This is a genomic window from Paracoccus sphaerophysae, from assembly GCF_000763805.1.
GTDB classification, from domain to species: Bacteria; Pseudomonadota; Alphaproteobacteria; order Rhodobacterales; family Rhodobacteraceae; genus Paracoccus; species Paracoccus sphaerophysae.
This window is the reverse complement of record NZ_JRKS01000015.1, coordinates 22547-37576: the sequence shown is the minus strand read 5'-3', so window position 1 is coordinate 37576 and position 15030 is coordinate 22547. Positions and strand designations below refer to the sequence as shown.

Sequence of the window (15030 nt, the reverse complement as noted above, 5' to 3'; positions counted from 1 at the left end):
GCGGCGTGCCTGAACCCTCCAGCGGCTTGAGGTTCAAGCGAAAAAGCCCGGTGTCACGGAAAGATGAGGCGTCAGCCGAGCAGAACCGTCGCCAGCAGATTGATGTTCAGCACGATGATCGTGACCGCGATCAGCGCGCAGAGCGCGGTAAGCCAGCGGGGGGCCACCAGATCGCCCATCTTGGCCCGGCTTGCCGTGAACATCACCAGCGGCACGATGGCGAAGGGAAGCTGGAAGGACAGCACGACCTGGCTCAGGATCAGGAGCTGGCCGGTCTCCTCGCTGCCGTAAAGCAGGATCACGGCCATCGCCGGGACAATGGCGATCAGCCGGGTGATCAGCCGCCGCAACACCGGGCTGATGCGGAAGGCGATGAACCCTTCCATCACGATCTGCCCTGACATCGTGGCTGTCACGGTCGCGTTCAGCCCACAGCACAGAAGCGCAATGCCGAACAGGGTCGGGGCGATGGCGCTGCCAAGCAGCGGCGAAAGCAACGCATGCGCCTGATCGATCTCGACGATTTCGGTTGTGCCGCTGGCGTGGAACGTCGCGGCGGCGAGGATCAGGATCGACGAGTTGACCAGAAGCGCCAGCATCAGCGCGATGGTCGAATCCCAGGTCGCAAGCCGCAGCGCCTCGCGCTTGCCGCCCGGATCCTGTCCGAAGGCCCGGGTCTGCACGATCCCGGAATGGAGGTACAGGTTGTGCGGCATCACGGTCGCGCCGATGATGCCGAGCGCGATGTAAAGCATCTGCGGATTGGTCACGATCTCGGTCGAGGGCGCAAAGCCCGCGATCACCGCGCCCCAGTCGGGGTCGGCCATCGCGATCTGCACGAAGAAACAGGCCGCGATCACCGCCAGAAGTGCGATGATGAAGGCCTCGATCCACCGAAATCCCTTGTTCTGCAGCCAGAGGATCAGGAACACGTCGGCCGCGGTGATGAAGATGCCGATCTCGAGCGGGATGCCGAACAGAAGGTTCAGGCCGATGGCCGTGCCGATCACCTCCGCGAGGTCGGTGGCGATGATCGCCGCTTCGGCAAACAGCCAGAGCGGCACCGACACCCAGCGCGGAAAGGCATCCCGGCAAGCCTGCGCCAGGTCGCGGCCCGAGGCGATGGCGAGCCGCGCGCAGAGCGATTGCAGAAGGATCGCCATGATGTTCGACAACAGCGCAACGAAGAGCAGCGTGTAGCCGAAGGCCGCCCCCCCGGCGAGCGAGGTGGCCCAGTTCCCGGGGTCCATGTAGCCGACCGCGACGAGGTAGCCCGGTCCGATGAAGGCAAGGAACCGGCGGAAGGGCGACGCGCCGCGCGGCACTGCGATCGAACGGAACACTTCGGACAGGGACGGCGTGGTGCTGTCGGTACGCCAGGCGTGGATCGGCATGGATGGAAGCCCCAGAAGGACGCGTCCGCAAAGGCCGGGCGCAATATGTTAGATGGTGCTAACAATTCTCCCCATGGCTTTACTTGTCAATCCGTCCCGTGCGATGCTTCTGCGATGACAGGGATCGATCCGAAGAACCGCATGGGCACCGATGACCGAGCCGCCGACCTGCGGGCCGAGGCGTTCCAGGGCGTGCGCGCGGCGCGCAGCCGCGAGCTTGCCGAGGACTATGTCGAACTGATCGCCGAACTGATCCACGACCACGGCGAGGCGCGGCCGGTGGATATCGCCGCGCGGCTTGGCGTCCGGGTCCCGACGGTGACCAAGACGCTCGACCGTCTGGCCCGGGAGGGCCTGATCACCCGGGCGCGGTATCGGTCCGTGTTCCTCACCGACGAGGGCCGCGCGCTGGCCCGGGAGTGCCGTCGGCGGCACGAGATCGTGCTGCGGTTCCTGCTGAGCCTGGGCCTCGACCCCGAAACCGCCGAGCGCGACGCCGAGGGGATCGAGCATCACGTCAGCGCGCGCACGCTGGCCCTCTTCGCGGCCTTCGCCAGCAAGTCCTGACGGCGGCGTCAGGCGTTCTCGACGGCGAAGCGCACATCGGCGATCAGGCTTTCCGCGCTGAAGTTCTCCAGCCGTTTGCCGTTCAGGAAAAAGGTCGGCGTCTGCCGGATGTCCAGGGCTTCGACATCCGCCATGTCCTGGTTGATCGTTCCGGTGATGCCGGGAAAGAGCTTGTCCGTCTCGGCCCGGTCCAGATCGAGGCCCGCATTCCCGGCGATCTCCCAGGCCACGTCCATCTCGGGCGCCCCGTGGACCGCCCAGCCCGGCTGCTCTTCGAACAGGGCGTCAAGCACCGGTTCGAACTTGCCCTGCATCCGCGCCGCCTCGAGGATCCGGGCAGCCTCGTCCGACCCTTCGTGGAACAGGGTATAGCGCAGCACAACGCGGACCTGATCCGGGAACAGCCGGAGGATCTCCTTGATGACCGGATGGTACGCCCGGCAGGCCTCGCAGGAGGGGTCGAAGAACTCGACCAGCGTGACGGGCGCATCGGCCGGGCCGAAGCTGGGCGAGTAGGGGCGGTCGAGGAGTGCTGCGTCCACGGGCGGCGCAGCGGCGGCGCGGGCATCGGCGTCTGCCTGACGCCGGGTGTTCACGACAAAGGCGCCGCCCCCGAAAGCGACGAGCCCAAGGGCTGAGGCCCCGATCAAGACAGTGCGGCGATTCATGCGCGGGTCCCCCTTGGAAGGATCAGACAGGCAAGGATGGCGGCAAAGGCCGCCAGCGAAAGGTAAGGAATGGGCAATCCCAGGATCACCTGCGCCGGGCCCGAGCAGGAAGGGCCGTTCTCGGTGCAGGGAACGACCGGAGCAGGCAGGAGCCCCGCATAAAGTCCGGAATGCCAGGCCGCGAGCGCCAGCCCGGCGATTCCGAACGGCAGGGCATAGACCCGCGCCAGGCGGTCGCCCCGCCAGATCGACAGGCCAAGGATCGGGACCAGCGGGAACATGGCGATACGCTGGTACCAGCACAGGGTGCAGGGCATCTGCCCCAGCACCTCGCCGATGAAGAGAGCCCCGAGGGTGGCGGCAAGAGCGATCACGAACGCAGTCGTCACCGCAAGGTCGTCCCGGGGCGGGGTGTCAGCGTCAGCCTTGGTCACGAACGGGCTCCTTGCGGCGGCGCTGTGGCAGGGACGACGCGAGGAGGCAGGCCGCTCCCAAGGTGATCGCCATGTCCGCGACGTTGAACGTCGGCCAGTGCCAGTCCTGCCAGAAGACGTCGAGGAAGTCCGTCACCGCACCCTGCCGCAGCCGGTCGATGATGTTGCCAATCGCCCCGCCGACGATCAGGGCGAACCCCGTGCGCTCGACCGGATGGCGCGCGCGCAGGGCCATCACGGCGAACACCAGCGTCAGCCCGGCGGTCACGGCGGCCATCAGCAGCGGCCGACCGGACATCGGACCGGACAGGAGGCCGAAGCTCGCGCCTTCGTTGAAACCGAGCGTCAGGTCGAGACCGGGAAGAATGGCAACGGGCTGGCCGGGCACCAGGCCGGAGAGCGCGGCCGCCTTGGTGGTCTGGTCGAGCAGAACCGTGGCCAGCACCACAATCGCAGGTCGGGTCATGGAGCGGTTCCCTGGCGCAGCCCGATCCAGCGCGGCACGGCGGCGGTGTAGCGGTCGTAGTCCGCCCCGAGTGCCGCCCGCAGGGCCGTCTCCTCCGTGCGCACCTGTGTGACAGCCGACCACAGGAAGACGAGCGGCGCGACGACAGTGGGCAGCGATGACACCGCGAGCGCGACACCGGCCAGCAAGGCGAACTGCCCCACGAAGGTGGGGTTCCGGCTGTAGCGGTAGAGCCCGCCCGTGACGAGGGCGCCCGTCGCGCCGGGCACGACCCCCACCCGCCAGGAGGCGCCCATCGACATCTGTGCCGCAAAGGCGACCATCGCCCCCACGCCCGCGAGGAAGACACCGATCAACCCGGCGGCAACCCTCCGGCCTTCGGTCCAGAGCGGATCGGCCTTGTGCAGCGCAGGCCATGCCAGCCAGAGAAGCGGCCCGAAGAAGGCAAGCACGAAGGCCGCACGAAACCCGAAGGCGGCCAGCCGCTCGCGTCCCCTTGCCTGCCCGAACAGCCAGACCGGCCTGCCCGCCGCCCGCGTCGCCGCCGTGGTCCCCCAGAGGAACAGTGCCAGATAGCCGAAGAGAAGGGCCAGCGCGGCCCAGCCGAAAGCCGACATCATCGCCTCACGCCTCGCGCTCGGGGTTGAACCGCAAGAGACGCAGCGCGTTCAGCGTCACCAGCACCGTCGCACCCGTATCGGCCAGGATCGCGATCCAGAGGCCCGTCAGGCCGAGGACCGAGGTGACGAGGAACACCGCCTTCAGCCCCAGCGCGATGGTGACGTTCTGACGGATGTTGGCCATGGCCGCGCGCGAGAGGCGGATGGTTGCGGGAATGTCGGTCACGCGGTCGCGCAGGATCGCCGCATCGGCGGTTTCCAGCGCCACATCGGTGCCCGATCCCATGGCGACGCCGACCGACGCCTGCTTCAGGGCGGGCGCATCGTTGATGCCGTCACCGATCATCATGACGCCGTCCTTCGCCCCGATCTCGCGGATATAGGCGAGCTTGTCCTCGGGAAGCATGTCGGCCTCGAACTTCAGGCCAAGGCCGCCCGCGATCGCCGCCGCCGTCCGCGGGTTGTCGCCGGTCAGGATGACGGGGGTCAGGCCCATCGCAGTCAGCTGGCGCACGGCATCCTTCGCATCCGCCCGCGGCTCGTCGCGCATCGCGATCAGGCCGAGCGGGGACTTGGCGCGGAACACCGCGACGGCGGTCTTGCCCTCCTCTTCGAAGATCGTCGCCTGGCGCAGTCCAAGCCCGTCAAGGCCGCCGTTGTCCATGGCGTAGCGGGGCGAGGCGACCCAGGCCGGGGCGCCGTCGACTGTCGCCACGACGCCCTTGCCCATCAGTGCCTTGGCTTCGCTGGCGGCGAGCGGCGCGACGCCCGCGTCCTTCGCCCGGTTCAGGATGGCGACCGCCAACGGGTGGCTCGACCCCGTCTCGACGCCCGCGGCGACAGCCAGAAGCTCGGCCTCGGTCGTCTTGCCGAAGGGCACCACATCGGTCACCTGCGGCCGGCCATGCGTCAGGGTGCCAGTCTTGTCGAAGGCGACCCAGCCGACCTTGGACGCCGCCTCGATCACCGCGCCGCCTTTCATCAGCAGCCCACGCCGCGCGCCGGAGGACAGCGCCGAGGCGATCGAGGCCGGAACCGAGATCACCAGCGCGCAGGGGCAGCCGATCAGAAGCAGCGCCAGGCCACGATAGACCCAGGTATCCCAGGGTTGGCCGAAGGCCAGTGGCGGCACCAGCACGACCAGCGACGAGACGGCAACGATGGCCGGCATGTACCAGCGGCTGAACCTGTCGATGAAGCGTTCCGTCGGCGCGCGCGCCTCCTCGGCTTCCTCGACCAGCCGGATGATCCGCGCAATCGTGTTATCCTCGGCCCCTTTTGTCACCGCCACACGGAGGGCCGCTTCGGTATTGATTGCCCCGGCAAACACCGCATCCCCGGGTCCGCGCGTCCTTGGCACGCTTTCGCCGGTGACCGGGCTTTCATCGACGCCAGAGGTGCCCTCGACGATCTCGCCGTCCGCCGGGATGCGGTCGCCCGGGCGTACCAGGACGGTCTGGCCAATGGCCAGGCTCGCCGCAGGAACCTCGCGCGTGGTGCCGTTCACTTCGAGGAGCGCCGTCTTGGGCACCAGTTTGGCCAGGGCCCGGATGCCGTCGCGCGCCTTGCCCGCCGCCACACCTTCAAGCACCTCGCCGACCGCGAAGAGGAACACGACCAGCGCTGCCTCTTCCGCCGCGTCGATGAACAGCGCGCCGACGGCGGCAATCGTCATCAGGCTCTCGATGGTGAAGGGTTGGCCCATCCGCAGCGCCGCGAAGGCGCGCCGCGCGACCGGAGCAACCCCGATGAGGCAGGCCGCGACAAAAGCCCATCGGCCGATGTCCGGCGCGATCAACTCGACGATCCAGGCCGCGCCGAGCAGGACTGCCGTGAAGATGACCAGCTTGCCCTTTCCGGTCTGGTACCAGGGCTTGCCCCGGTCGGCGGGGTCGTCGTGGACATGGCCCGGGCTGCCATGGCCCGAGTCGTCACGCGGCGAAACCTTCCCGTGCGTCGCATGGTCATGACCGTCATGGTCGTGGCCCGATTGATCTGCCCCGCCATCCCTCTCGCCAGGCGCCCCTGCCGTCGGCGTCGCGGGCAGCACAAAGTCCTTCCTCGCCGATGCTGCCCGTGGCGCGATCTCATAGCCGAGCGCACGAACGGCGCTCTCGATCCTGTCCCGCCCGGTTTGCGCCTCGTCGAGGGTCAGACGGAGACGTTCCGACATGATGGCGACCTCGACACCGCTCACTCCCGGCAGGCGCGACACCGCATCCTTGATCTTGGTGGCGCAGGATCCGCAATCCATGCCCCTCACGGTCCAGTCGCAGACGGTCTCGTTTCGTGCTTCGGCCATCGTCAATCCTCGGCCCGCGCGGGGCGATTGTCTTCATCGAGTCGGGAAGCTAATGTCTCTAGCAACTATAGCTTCAAGGGGAATCTGATGCTGACCATCGGAAAACTCGGGGCGCAGGCCGGAGTGAAGGTTCCGACCATCCGCTACTACGAACAGATCGGGCTTCTGCCGGAGGCCGGGCGCAGCGCCGGCAACCAGCGGCTCTACGGACGCAAGGCGTTGGAACGGCTTGCGTTCATCCGCCACGCACGGGACCTCGGCTTCACGCTCGAGGCGATCCGTGACCTTCTCAGCCTCTCGGACAATCCCGAACAGCCTTGCGTCGCAGCCGACGCCATCGCGCGCGCGCAGCTTGCCGAGGTGGAGCGCCGCCTCGCGCGGCTGACGGCGCTGAAGGCCGAACTGGAGCGGATGGTCGTGCAATGCGTGGGCGGCAAGATTGCCGATTGCCGGGTGATCGAGGTGCTGGGCGACCATTCCCTCTGCTCCACCGACCACCGCCATCCGGAGAGCGAGTCCAGTCCATGACCGCGCCCGGCACATTCGCCATCTATGCCGGTGCCGCCTTGGCCGAGATCGCGGGCTGCTTCGCGGTCTGGGCCTGGATGCGGCAGGGGGCGAGCGCCATCTGGCTTGTCCCCGGAGTGGCGAGCCTCGCCGCCTTCGCATGGCTGCTCGCGCTCGCCCCATCCGACTTCGCCGGGCGCGCCTATGCGGCCTACGGCGGGGTCTACATCGCCACATCGCTCCTCTGGCTCTGGATGGTCGAAAAGCAGCGGCCGGACGCCTGGGACCTGACAGGCGGGGCGATCTGCCTCTTCGGTGCGGCGGTCATCCTGTTCGGTCCAAGGGCGATGGGGAGCTAGTCAGGCGCTCGACCGAAGATCGTCAAGGCGGTGTGTCACGCTGGAACAGCCGAAGATAGTGCCACTAGATGATTGTCGTCTTCGCGACGTAGTTCGGTCGCGGATGCGCCAGAAGTGCAGCCTGGGAAACGACGCATAAGTATATTAAAATCAATAAGTTAGACTGGAGAAGGTTGGATTCCAGACCCATCCCCTCCGCCACTTGCCCTCGCGAAAGCGTTCTCTCGATCCGGCTGCGGCCGGATTTTTCCGTTGTTTTCGAGGGTTATGCGGGAGGGGCTGAGCACTGCCCCTGCTGCGAGGAGGCCCGGAAGCGGTCTCTCAGGGCCGATATTCTCCAGACCTGATGACTGCGCGGATTTGGTGAATAGCTTGCAAGCCTCTGAAAACATAGGAAATGCGGATATATGGGCTAAACTTTCCGACGCCAGTGGCGTTCGCAAGAAGGAACTCGGATCGAACATTCAAGAGGCGCATCATAGCCCGGCCGGGCTGGATCAATCAGCTGGAAGAGCCGGCATCGTCGCCTTCACTGGTGGGTGCCGAAACCTCGACTTCGCCGAGCTCGAGCGTGTCAGTTTCAGTCAGTAGCCATGCTGAAAGACGCTCGGTGGCTAGCGAGGCCTGTTCGGGCTTTCGCAGGGCACACTCCCAGATCGTCGCCACACGCCAACCCGCCGCAAGCAGCACTCCACGGACGGCGCTGTCCCGAGCAACGTTCGCCTCGAACTTTGCCTGCCAGAAGTTCGCGCGAGTCGACGGTGTAGAGGCGTAGCGGCATCCATGATGCCGATGCCAGAAGCAGCCGTGAACGAAGATGACGGCGCGGTGCATGGGAAGGGCCAAGTCGGGCCTTCCATAGACCTTTTTCGAGTGAAGACGGTAGCGGAAGCCCTTCTTGTGAAGCGCACTGCGAATGGCGATCTCGGGAGCGGTGTCCTTTTGCTTAACGCTCGCCATGATCCTTGACCGCGTCTGCGGATCGAACACGTCGGTCATTGCTTAGAGTTCCGCGCGGTCTTACCTTGTGTTGCGAACCTAGAGCAAACCTGACCGAAGAACAACGCGATGTGTAGCCGTGTTTTCGGCAGACGCGGTGCTCCAGACGGACATAGATAAGGGGAATCAAGACTGATGGAACTCAAACCCGTTTTAAACTCCGGCATCCCCAATGGAGAACCTCATGTTTCCGAAGCATGTTCGTTTATCTCGCGGCTGGCGCAAGAGGTTACGCAGAGATGAGCTGGCCGATTTCAAACCACGAGAGCCCAGACGTTGACCTTTCAATACCCGGCGTGACCGCACCTCACTATCTGTGGGCAATACTATCCGCAGATCGTGATGTCCGAGCCCAGCGCCACCTGGTGCAACGATGCGATGATGCCGTCGCCGGTCAGGGCCGTCGGCTCCAGCGCAAGAAACACCGCCCGACCCGATGGCGTATCGCCGAGCCGCCAGACCTTCTCCGCGGCGAGCTTCGGGGCTGTGCCGAACCCTGCCGCGGTGCCGATCACGGATGCCAGCGCCCCGTCGCCGATGCGGAATACTCCTTCTTGCCGGGCGCCATCAGGTCGGCCGCCGCCTCGATGATCAGCACCTTGTCGATCAGCGGATCGTAGGCGGCATCGAAGGCAAAGCTTGGTCCGGCCAGTTCGACGGGGCGCAGGGTATAGAGGTCCTGCGCATCGTCGCCGTCGAAGAAGCCGGGCCTGTCGAGGATGATCGAGGCGAAGAGTTCCGCGATCTCGGGTTGATGCGCCTTCCGGATGCGGGCCAGTCGTAGCATGCCGGTGTTCTCGGAGTACCGCAGCACGGCGTGGGAAATCTGTCGCACGCTGATCACCCGTTCGACCTGGCCCTCGACGACCGGCATGGTCGAGACCATCGAGCCGTGGCTGACCACAAGGTTGATCTCGTCATCGTCGTCGTAGTCGCCTACACGGCAGTAGCCGCATGACACACGGCGCGCCGATACCCGAGACCGTGACGCTCCACGTCCCGTTCCGTGTCGTGAAGCGCGGCGGCCGAAAGGAAATGCACCTCCCCGATGGCGTTCGGCCAGACCGCAAGGCGGACAAGACACTGGTCAAGGCGCTGGCCCGAGCCTTCCGCTGGAAGCGGATGCTCAAATCGGGTGAGTTCGCTACCATCGCCGAACTGGCAGAGCAGGAGGGGATCGCAACGTCCTATATGACGCGCATACCCTCGTAGACGCACTTAAGAAGCGCGTCACGGAACTCACCAGCGGGATCGCCCTCTGTCGAACCATCCGGAACACCATCTGACTTAAGATTGTCCAAGTGCTTTTCTTTTGACAACAATGCCAAGCGATCCATTGCTGCTAGAACGCTTGGAGATTTTGGCTCGATGCTGACGCTAGCCGATGGAAGTACAAGTTCCTCGCACCGGAATTGCCAACGGAGGCTGCGCGACGACACTACGATGCGGGCTTTCATTTGATCGAAACCCTCAAGGTACTGAAGCCTGCCTCGAACGTCCTCGGCGCTGCAATCGACGACGCCGCACTGGTGCCGGTCCCGCTGGCGCCCGTGCTTCGAGTGCGAAGGGCAACGGCCGAGGTTCAATGGAACGGTCGCTCCGTCATTCTGTCGCGTCAGATCTTCCCCGTGTTCGAGCGTCTGCTGGAAAAGGCGCTGTCGCGCGATCAGGTTGCCTCCGGATCCCATGTCGAAGGCACGACTGCGCGCGAGGCCAAGGATTTGATCCGCGAGTTGCGTGACGCTTTCAAGGCTGCTGGGTTTACCGATGCCGAGAGCAAGGCACTGATTGCGACGGTGCGAAACCGTGGATACCGGCTCGGCGTCCCAGCAACGGCGATTATGGTTGAAGAGTGAGCTGCCGCACCACGATCAGGATTCTATCGGTGGTTGAAATTGGCAGATAAAGAATCCCGATCTTCGGCCGCAGAACATTTAAGCTCTTGAAGCATATCGAACTATATTGAAGGAGCGCCCGAATGATGGGATGCGCAAAGCTCTCCGCAATTGCGTGGAGAAGGTGGGTCAAATAATTCCATCGCGCCTCCATGATAAAGCGCGGGCCACTTCCTTATCGCTCTTTCCAGCACGGCGGAGGCCATCGGCGATTTCGTCATCGGTTAATGGTTCGACCTGGTCTCGGGCACTCATGTCGAACACAGCAAGACCCGGATCATCCGCCGGTCTAAGATAGTTCATCTCAGGGATGTCGTACGCGCCTACGTCATCCTCCTCAAATACGAAAGCCTCCAAGGCACCGTGCATTTGGAAAAGAAAATGCGCAGCAGCAGTCTCAAGGCCAAAAAGACTACCGCCTTGCTGACGCACTGGCCGCTGCAGGTCGAACCCAATCTCATGGACGTCCGTCACGCCTAGCAGGGCAAGTGGGCCTAGCAGGGGCGAGCGCACCCCGCCTTTCAGCATATCAACCGACGCCTTTTCGATCATTAATGCGTCAAAACGGTAGATAACGCCTCCACCCTCGCGTGCTCTTTTTCCACTCTCCCAGTCGCTACTGGCAAACGTTGCCGCGATGTCGACGTTGCGCGTCACGTCGACCATCACCGAATTAAATTCATAGTGCTGCGCCAGAGATATGAGCTTAGCGATCTCTTTTGAAACGTTAGTTCCCGGACCCGCTCCAAGCACCTCGATGGCGCCGCCTTCGACATCGCCATGACGAACCACGACCCGGTGGCCTTCGAGGCCGCGGCGCGGGAGGTCGGGTTCCTCGGCTTCGGCTTCTACCCGCGCTCGGACTTCATGCACATCGACCTCGGCCCTACGCGCCAGTGGGGCGAGCGCTTCCCGGCGCGGCCGGTTCCCTTCGCGCCCGAGAAGCCGCCTGCGCGCGAGGTGCTGGCGCAGAGCCGCACGATGAAGGGCGGTGGCGCGGCGGGCGTGGCGACGCTGGGCGCGGCTGGCGTCGAAGTGACGCAGCAGGTGCTGGCCGACACACAGACCGCGATCCTGCCGCTGGTCCCGTATCTCGATACGCTGCGCTGGGTGTTCATCGCGGTCGCACTCGGCGGCATCGCGGTCACGATCTACGCTCGGCTCGACGACTGGAAGCGGGGACGACGATGATAAGCGACTTTCGTTCTCATCGGCCTCTTCTCCTCGGTCGCCCCATCTCCCAGCGGAGCGGCAGACCAGGCAAGCCAACCCAGCCTCCCACTGTCGCTCCGAACGCGAAGCATCTTGACAGAATCCGACACTTCATCGAGCATCTTTAGATTGAGCGGAGAAGGTGGTACAGAAGTGCTCGCTCGTCATAAGCCTTTCGTTGTCCTAATAGCCATTCTTTGTGGAAGCGAAGCGCACTCGCAGAGTCTATGTGCCGGTACTAGCCGTCAGGGTGTAATCGACGTTACTACGCAGAGTCCTTCGAATTTCGTCACGGAAGGTCTGCGAGTTTATCCCGGTGAAACAGTGGCGTTCGATCTTCGTACGCCGGACCAGACTGCGAACATAAATCAAGAGACAAGACGGCGAAGAGCCAAGAGTGACGTTGTATCATGCTTCAGCGGCTGCCCGTGGGAAGACTACGTCGCCCCAAACATCACGGGCGTGACAGAACAGTATCCGATCGAGTTCTTTCTTGCCTCGACGCGAGGTGCCGAAGTTCAGATCGGCCCGGACCAGATTTCAGCAGGCAGCGATAACGCGGAACTTTCAGTGCCCCTGCCGCAGCAGGGATCATTGCAGGAGGTGACCGTTCCGTTCGAACCGCGAGGGTGGGTTCTAAATGCGGAGCGAACGCCCTGCCCCGCGAAACGCTGCAGCGCTGGAAAGTTCGAAGTTTGCGCCGCAGTCTCTAGTGAGGCGAGGGCAGCCGGCATCGCGGACATGCTGCGAAATGGAGTGATCGCCTACGCAGATTTCATGGACGAAGACTTCTTAAATGATACTCTACGGGATCAACTCCAGAACGACGCCAACGGAATTCGCTCCGTCATAGTTTCAGCTATAATCGATCACGTACACGCGTTTCACTCAAATGCTGAAGGCCTACCCTTCGGCAACGATGCTCATCAGTACCTGCGATATGCGCTGACGCTTGATCGAAGCAGTCGCGTCATCCAGAATATGCTGCTTAAGTACCATTCTGCGAACAACGATATGGATGAGTATATTCGAACGATAATGCAGCGCCACGGGCCGGAGATGGAGGAGATCGAGAGAGCCGATCCACCGCTGGATTGGGGCGCGATAAAGAACGCCGTCGATGACAGCATCCTTATCGGAAGTGCCGTAGCAACCCGACGTGCGCCTCCTTCGAATGACGACCTCAGTGAGGCCGCTGCATACTGGAGCGCGGGAGCCGACGAATACGAGAGATTTTTGCAGGCAAACCCTTCGGAGGCAAGACGACGGGAGCATCGGGACCGCTACACCTATCTGCGATTATTGGCTGCTCAGAGCCTGTTTACAGCTGGCGATTTGCAGGACTTGCGTGACAGCGTTCTCTCGGTCGATCGCGTTAGCAGTTTTTACGCTGATGCAATCTCGGGCAACCTTCACTTAATCAAACCTGCTGATCGATTGATGGTCGTTCAGAATGTCAACGGTGACCTTAATAGTCAGGCGACGGGTGGTGATAGGGAAGGCGGCGCACAAGCGGAAGAAGGAAACTTGAGGGACCCCGCCTTGGGCGGGAGGAGCAGTGACCGCATCGGAGTTCGAGTTTACCGCCTTCCGGAGAGCGCTAGCTTCGCCAGTCCGGCTCAGATCCTGGTCCTCCAGCACGAAGATGTTCCCGAGACGTGTGTTGTAAGCGATCTCCTCGTGCACGATCCTAACCCGGCTCCAATCATTCTAGGCTGTCGGGACGGCAGCGTCTTCCTCGGACCGGATCCGCAATCGCTCTCCGAGATCCTCTCGCCCCAAACGGTGAGAGAAAACCCGAGAACATCGGGACGGAGGGGAGCTTGGTTCATCAAGTCGGCTGACACCAAAATCCTTGCCGCGGTCACAAACGCAGCAGGCCGTGTGATAGCCGCCGAAGAGATCAATAAGGAGGGGATTGTAGAAAGCCTTTCCAACGATCTCGTCGGATCTTTGGATGCAAGATGGTACTTGGCGACGCAGAAGAGGAGTACTGATTCCCGGACCGATGAGAATATTGGGCTGATTCGGCGTACGGGCTCAGGTGTCCCGAAGCGTCGATTCGAAGTGTTCGATGCCCGCTCAGGTGAAATGCACGCTTACCTAATTGACGAGAACGTGAACATATCTCGAGTCGGCATAATCTCCGGCGAGGAGCCCGGATCGCTGTTTCTCGCGTCCTACACCGACGAAGAGTGGGTGATCTATGGCACGGAAGGGCGCCTCGGAAGCTTGGACCGCCATCCGAGGGATGAATTGTTCTCGACGGCAAGTGGCCTCTTGGTGCGTGTTTCAGTGGAAGGTGGAGCCGGAGAGGTCGAAACCTTCCTTGCCAGCGAGAAAGGCCTGAAGCCCCTTGCGTGCGGTGCTTGCAAATTTGCGCCGCCGCCAGAAACCGGAGATGGAATGGCGGCAGTTTCTGCGGTGTGGCGTGGGAACTCAGGCTTTGTAGCTGCCGAAACCGCGACTGGAATCGTGGTCTACTCACTCAGCAGAGCAGAGCAGCAGATCAGCCCGAAGTCTCCGTCTGGCCCCCCAGGTCAACCTCTCTATGCGGTAACTGGGATGAACACTGGCCTCCTCATCGGACCCTCAGACGCCGGCGAGGTAACTTCCTGGCGCTTTGAATCTCTGTTGGGAGCACCGCCAGGACAATGAGAAAGCTCTCGAATCCGATTGTAGCTGTCATTGCGTGCGCATTCGCGTTCAGTTCAGCAACGGCAAAAGAGCTTCCTCCGGGCGCTCCGAAGCAGGCCAGAGAGCCATCGGACTGGCATTATCAGCATCGGATACAGTACCTTGATCTACGGGCACTTAGCACCGCCGCCCAGATGAAAGCTGCGCTAGACAGGCGTGATGGATTGGCTTGGACGTTTTTGGACGCCGCAAGGTACAACACTCTCAAGATGCGCCCGGGCGAATACCAGTCGATTTCCCAGCGGCACGCGTATTACGACCTCATAAGTTTTGTTATTGAGCATGATCGTAATACGCCTCCAGATCTGCGGCAGATCAAGTTCTTCCATGCAGCAACTCTCGTCACGACGCAATTGCAGTTGGGTGCCGTTGAATTAATCGATAATTTCGATCATTTGGGGCCGCTCGCGGGTGTAGCGCAGGCGGCTGCCGAACGCTGCGCTCCAATGAGCCCAGAAACGATACAGCTGCTTTCTGAGATCAACAAAGAGTTGTTTTCAGTGAACATGGGCGTGATCAAACGCCTTCTGTTCGAGTGGCGTGAGCCTCGGGACCCACGTGAGGCAAGACCGGTAAATAGCGTTACGCCCTACCAGTTCGACATCGCGATGGTCGAACTGGAACAGGCCACGGTTGAAAGGATCCTCAGGTCGAAAAATCTGTCTGAACGCACACGGAAAGAGCTCGAGAGCACTGCAGATAACTGCCTCTTTCGCGCATGGCAGGTTTTCAACGCGAGCAGCATCGCCAAGCCGTACCTGAGTTCAGTTGGAATTTCGAGTCCTCGATTTACCGACGTTGCGCACCGAAAGGCGCTAGGAAAGGCGATCGTCTCAAAATTTCACAATAAGAGCACAGCAGAGTTTGCAAAAATCATGGGCGAATAGGTTGTGACGTTTAGATACGCGTC

The 15030-nt window shown here is 62.8% G+C and carries 16 protein-coding genes and 2 pseudogenes; 8 read left to right on the top strand and 10 right to left on the bottom strand.

All coding sequences use genetic code 11. From position 1 onward, the window contains the following. Positions 1-71: 71 nt before the first annotated feature. Positions 72-1394 carry an Nramp family divalent metal transporter gene (locus IC63_RS06695; RefSeq protein WP_021096155.1) on the bottom strand — a complete coding sequence of 441 codons (1323 nt, stop codon included), beginning with the start codon at positions 1392-1394 and terminating at the stop codon, positions 72-74. A gap of 114 nt (positions 1395-1508) precedes the next feature. On the opposite strand from IC63_RS06695, the gene mntR reads away from it, so the two are divergent. Beyond that, the gene (mntR, locus tag IC63_RS06690) at positions 1509-1961 is read left to right on the top strand and encodes a manganese-binding transcriptional regulator MntR (protein ID WP_021096156.1); all 453 of its coding nucleotides are present in this window, start codon (positions 1509-1511) and stop codon (positions 1959-1961) included. Positions 1962-1969: 8 nt separating this feature from the next. Here the strand turns inward: mntR and IC63_RS06685 are convergent, their stop codons facing one another. Genes IC63_RS06685 through IC63_RS06665 form a run of 5 tightly spaced genes read right to left on the bottom strand, consistent with a single transcriptional unit; the run spans position 1970 to position 6451 of the window. After that, entirely contained in the window at positions 1970-2629 is a 660-nt protein-coding gene (locus IC63_RS06685; protein ID WP_021096157.1) for a DsbA family protein, read from the bottom strand. Beyond that, positions 2626-3063 carry a disulfide bond formation protein B gene (locus tag IC63_RS06680; RefSeq protein ID WP_021096158.1) on the bottom strand — a complete coding sequence of 146 codons (438 nt, stop codon included), beginning with the start codon at positions 3061-3063 and terminating at the stop codon, positions 2626-2628. Before IC63_RS06680 ends, IC63_RS06685 begins: the two co-directional genes overlap by 4 nt. Continuing rightward, positions 3050-3529 (bottom strand): signal peptidase II, encoded by a 480-nt coding sequence (gene lspA / locus IC63_RS06675; protein ID WP_036718269.1) that lies wholly within the window; start codon positions 3527-3529, stop codon positions 3050-3052. Before lspA ends, IC63_RS06680 begins: the two co-directional genes overlap by 14 nt. Further along, positions 3526-4149, bottom strand: a complete 624-nt coding sequence (locus IC63_RS06670) for a methyltransferase family protein (protein WP_232222532.1) — start codon at positions 4147-4149, stop codon at positions 3526-3528. Before IC63_RS06670 ends, lspA begins: the two co-directional genes overlap by 4 nt. Positions 4150-4153: 4 nt before the next feature. Further along, positions 4154-6451 carry a heavy metal translocating P-type ATPase gene (locus IC63_RS06665; RefSeq protein ID WP_036718267.1) on the bottom strand — a complete coding sequence of 766 codons (2298 nt, stop codon included), beginning with the start codon at positions 6449-6451 and terminating at the stop codon, positions 4154-4156. A gap of 87 nt (positions 6452-6538) precedes the next feature. Between IC63_RS06665 and IC63_RS06660 the strand changes: the two genes are divergently transcribed. Together IC63_RS06660 and IC63_RS06655 are read left to right on the top strand one after the other, a co-directional pair. Then, positions 6539-6979 carry a MerR family transcriptional regulator gene (locus IC63_RS06660; protein ID WP_036718265.1) on the top strand — a complete coding sequence of 147 codons (441 nt, stop codon included), beginning with the start codon at positions 6539-6541 and terminating at the stop codon, positions 6977-6979. Continuing rightward, positions 6976-7317, top strand: coding sequence for a YnfA family protein (locus tag IC63_RS06655; RefSeq protein ID WP_036718263.1), 342 nt, complete (start codon positions 6976-6978; stop codon positions 7315-7317). The genes IC63_RS06660 and IC63_RS06655 overlap by 4 nt, the downstream gene beginning before the upstream one ends. 501 nt (positions 7318-7818) lie before the next feature. On the opposite strand, the gene IC63_RS06650 is transcribed toward IC63_RS06655, so the two are convergent. The 3 genes from IC63_RS06650 to IC63_RS06640 all read right to left on the bottom strand — a co-directional run bounded on the left by IC63_RS06650 (position 7819) and on the right by IC63_RS06640 (position 9277). Beyond that, entirely contained in the window at positions 7819-8316 is a 498-nt protein-coding gene (locus tag IC63_RS06650) for a very short patch repair endonuclease (RefSeq protein WP_036718259.1), read from the bottom strand. Between the two features lie 326 nt (positions 8317-8642). After that, the gene (locus tag IC63_RS06645; protein ID WP_036718258.1) at positions 8643-8831 is read right to left on the bottom strand and encodes a hypothetical protein; all 189 of its coding nucleotides are present in this window, start codon (positions 8829-8831) and stop codon (positions 8643-8645) included. Further along, entirely contained in the window at positions 8828-9277 is a 450-nt protein-coding gene (locus IC63_RS06640; RefSeq protein WP_156965387.1) for a hypothetical protein, read from the bottom strand. Before IC63_RS06640 ends, IC63_RS06645 begins: the two co-directional genes overlap by 4 nt. Between IC63_RS06640 and IC63_RS06635 the strand changes: the two are divergent. After that, positions 9271-9519, top strand: a pseudogene (locus tag IC63_RS06635) (hypothetical protein); the annotation flags it as partial. The gene IC63_RS06640 and the pseudogene IC63_RS06635 overlap by 7 nt on opposite strands. A 254-nt stretch (positions 9520-9773) precedes the next feature. Next, positions 9774-10172 carry a helix-turn-helix domain-containing protein gene (locus IC63_RS06630; RefSeq protein ID WP_036718251.1) on the top strand — a complete coding sequence of 133 codons (399 nt, stop codon included), beginning with the start codon at positions 9774-9776 and terminating at the stop codon, positions 10170-10172. A 168-nt stretch (positions 10173-10340) separates the two neighbouring features. Here the strand turns inward: IC63_RS06630 and IC63_RS06625 are convergent, their stop codons facing one another. Then, positions 10341-11003 (bottom strand): hypothetical protein, encoded by a 663-nt coding sequence (locus tag IC63_RS06625; RefSeq protein WP_156965386.1) that lies wholly within the window; start codon positions 11001-11003, stop codon positions 10341-10343. Here IC63_RS06625 and IC63_RS06620 point away from each other — a divergent pair. The 3 genes and pseudogenes from IC63_RS06620 to IC63_RS18000 form a co-directional block, all read left to right on the top strand. Beyond that, positions 10938-11402, top strand: a pseudogene (locus IC63_RS06620) (DUF882 domain-containing protein); the annotation flags it as partial. The gene IC63_RS06625 and the pseudogene IC63_RS06620 sit on opposite strands and share 66 nt — an antisense overlap. A gap of 798 nt (positions 11403-12200) precedes the next feature. Continuing rightward, entirely contained in the window at positions 12201-14081 is a 1881-nt protein-coding gene (locus IC63_RS18005) for a hypothetical protein (RefSeq protein WP_156965385.1), read from the top strand. Continuing rightward, entirely contained in the window at positions 14078-15007 is a 930-nt protein-coding gene (locus IC63_RS18000; protein ID WP_156965384.1) for a hypothetical protein, read from the top strand. Before IC63_RS18005 ends, IC63_RS18000 begins: the two co-directional genes overlap by 4 nt. Positions 15008-15030 lie beyond the last annotated feature (23 nt).

Coding starts and splice junctions, on each gene's coding strand:
- IC63_RS06665 (WP_036718267.1), bottom strand. CDS start 6,451: ATGGCCGAAGCACGAAACGAGACCGTCTGCGACTGGACCGTGAGGGGC.
- IC63_RS06655 (WP_036718263.1), top strand. CDS start 6,976: ATGACCGCGCCCGGCACATTCGCCATCTATGCCGGTGCCGCCTTGGCC.
- IC63_RS06685 (WP_021096157.1), bottom strand. CDS start 2,629: ATGAATCGCCGCACTGTCTTGATCGGGGCCTCAGCCCTTGGGCTCGTC.
- IC63_RS18000 (WP_156965384.1), top strand. CDS start 14,078: ATGAGAAAGCTCTCGAATCCGATTGTAGCTGTCATTGCGTGCGCATTC.
- IC63_RS18005 (WP_156965385.1), top strand. CDS start 12,201: ATGGACGAAGACTTCTTAAATGATACTCTACGGGATCAACTCCAGAAC.
- mntR (WP_021096156.1), top strand. CDS start 1,509: ATGACAGGGATCGATCCGAAGAACCGCATGGGCACCGATGACCGAGCC.
- IC63_RS06660 (WP_036718265.1), top strand. CDS start 6,539: ATGCTGACCATCGGAAAACTCGGGGCGCAGGCCGGAGTGAAGGTTCCG.
- IC63_RS06650 (WP_036718259.1), bottom strand. CDS start 8,316: ATGACCGACGTGTTCGATCCGCAGACGCGGTCAAGGATCATGGCGAGC.
- lspA (WP_036718269.1), bottom strand. CDS start 3,529: ATGACCCGACCTGCGATTGTGGTGCTGGCCACGGTTCTGCTCGACCAG.
- IC63_RS06670 (WP_232222532.1), bottom strand. CDS start 4,149: ATGATGTCGGCTTTCGGCTGGGCCGCGCTGGCCCTTCTCTTCGGCTAT.
- IC63_RS06695 (WP_021096155.1), bottom strand. CDS start 1,394: ATGCCGATCCACGCCTGGCGTACCGACAGCACCACGCCGTCCCTGTCC.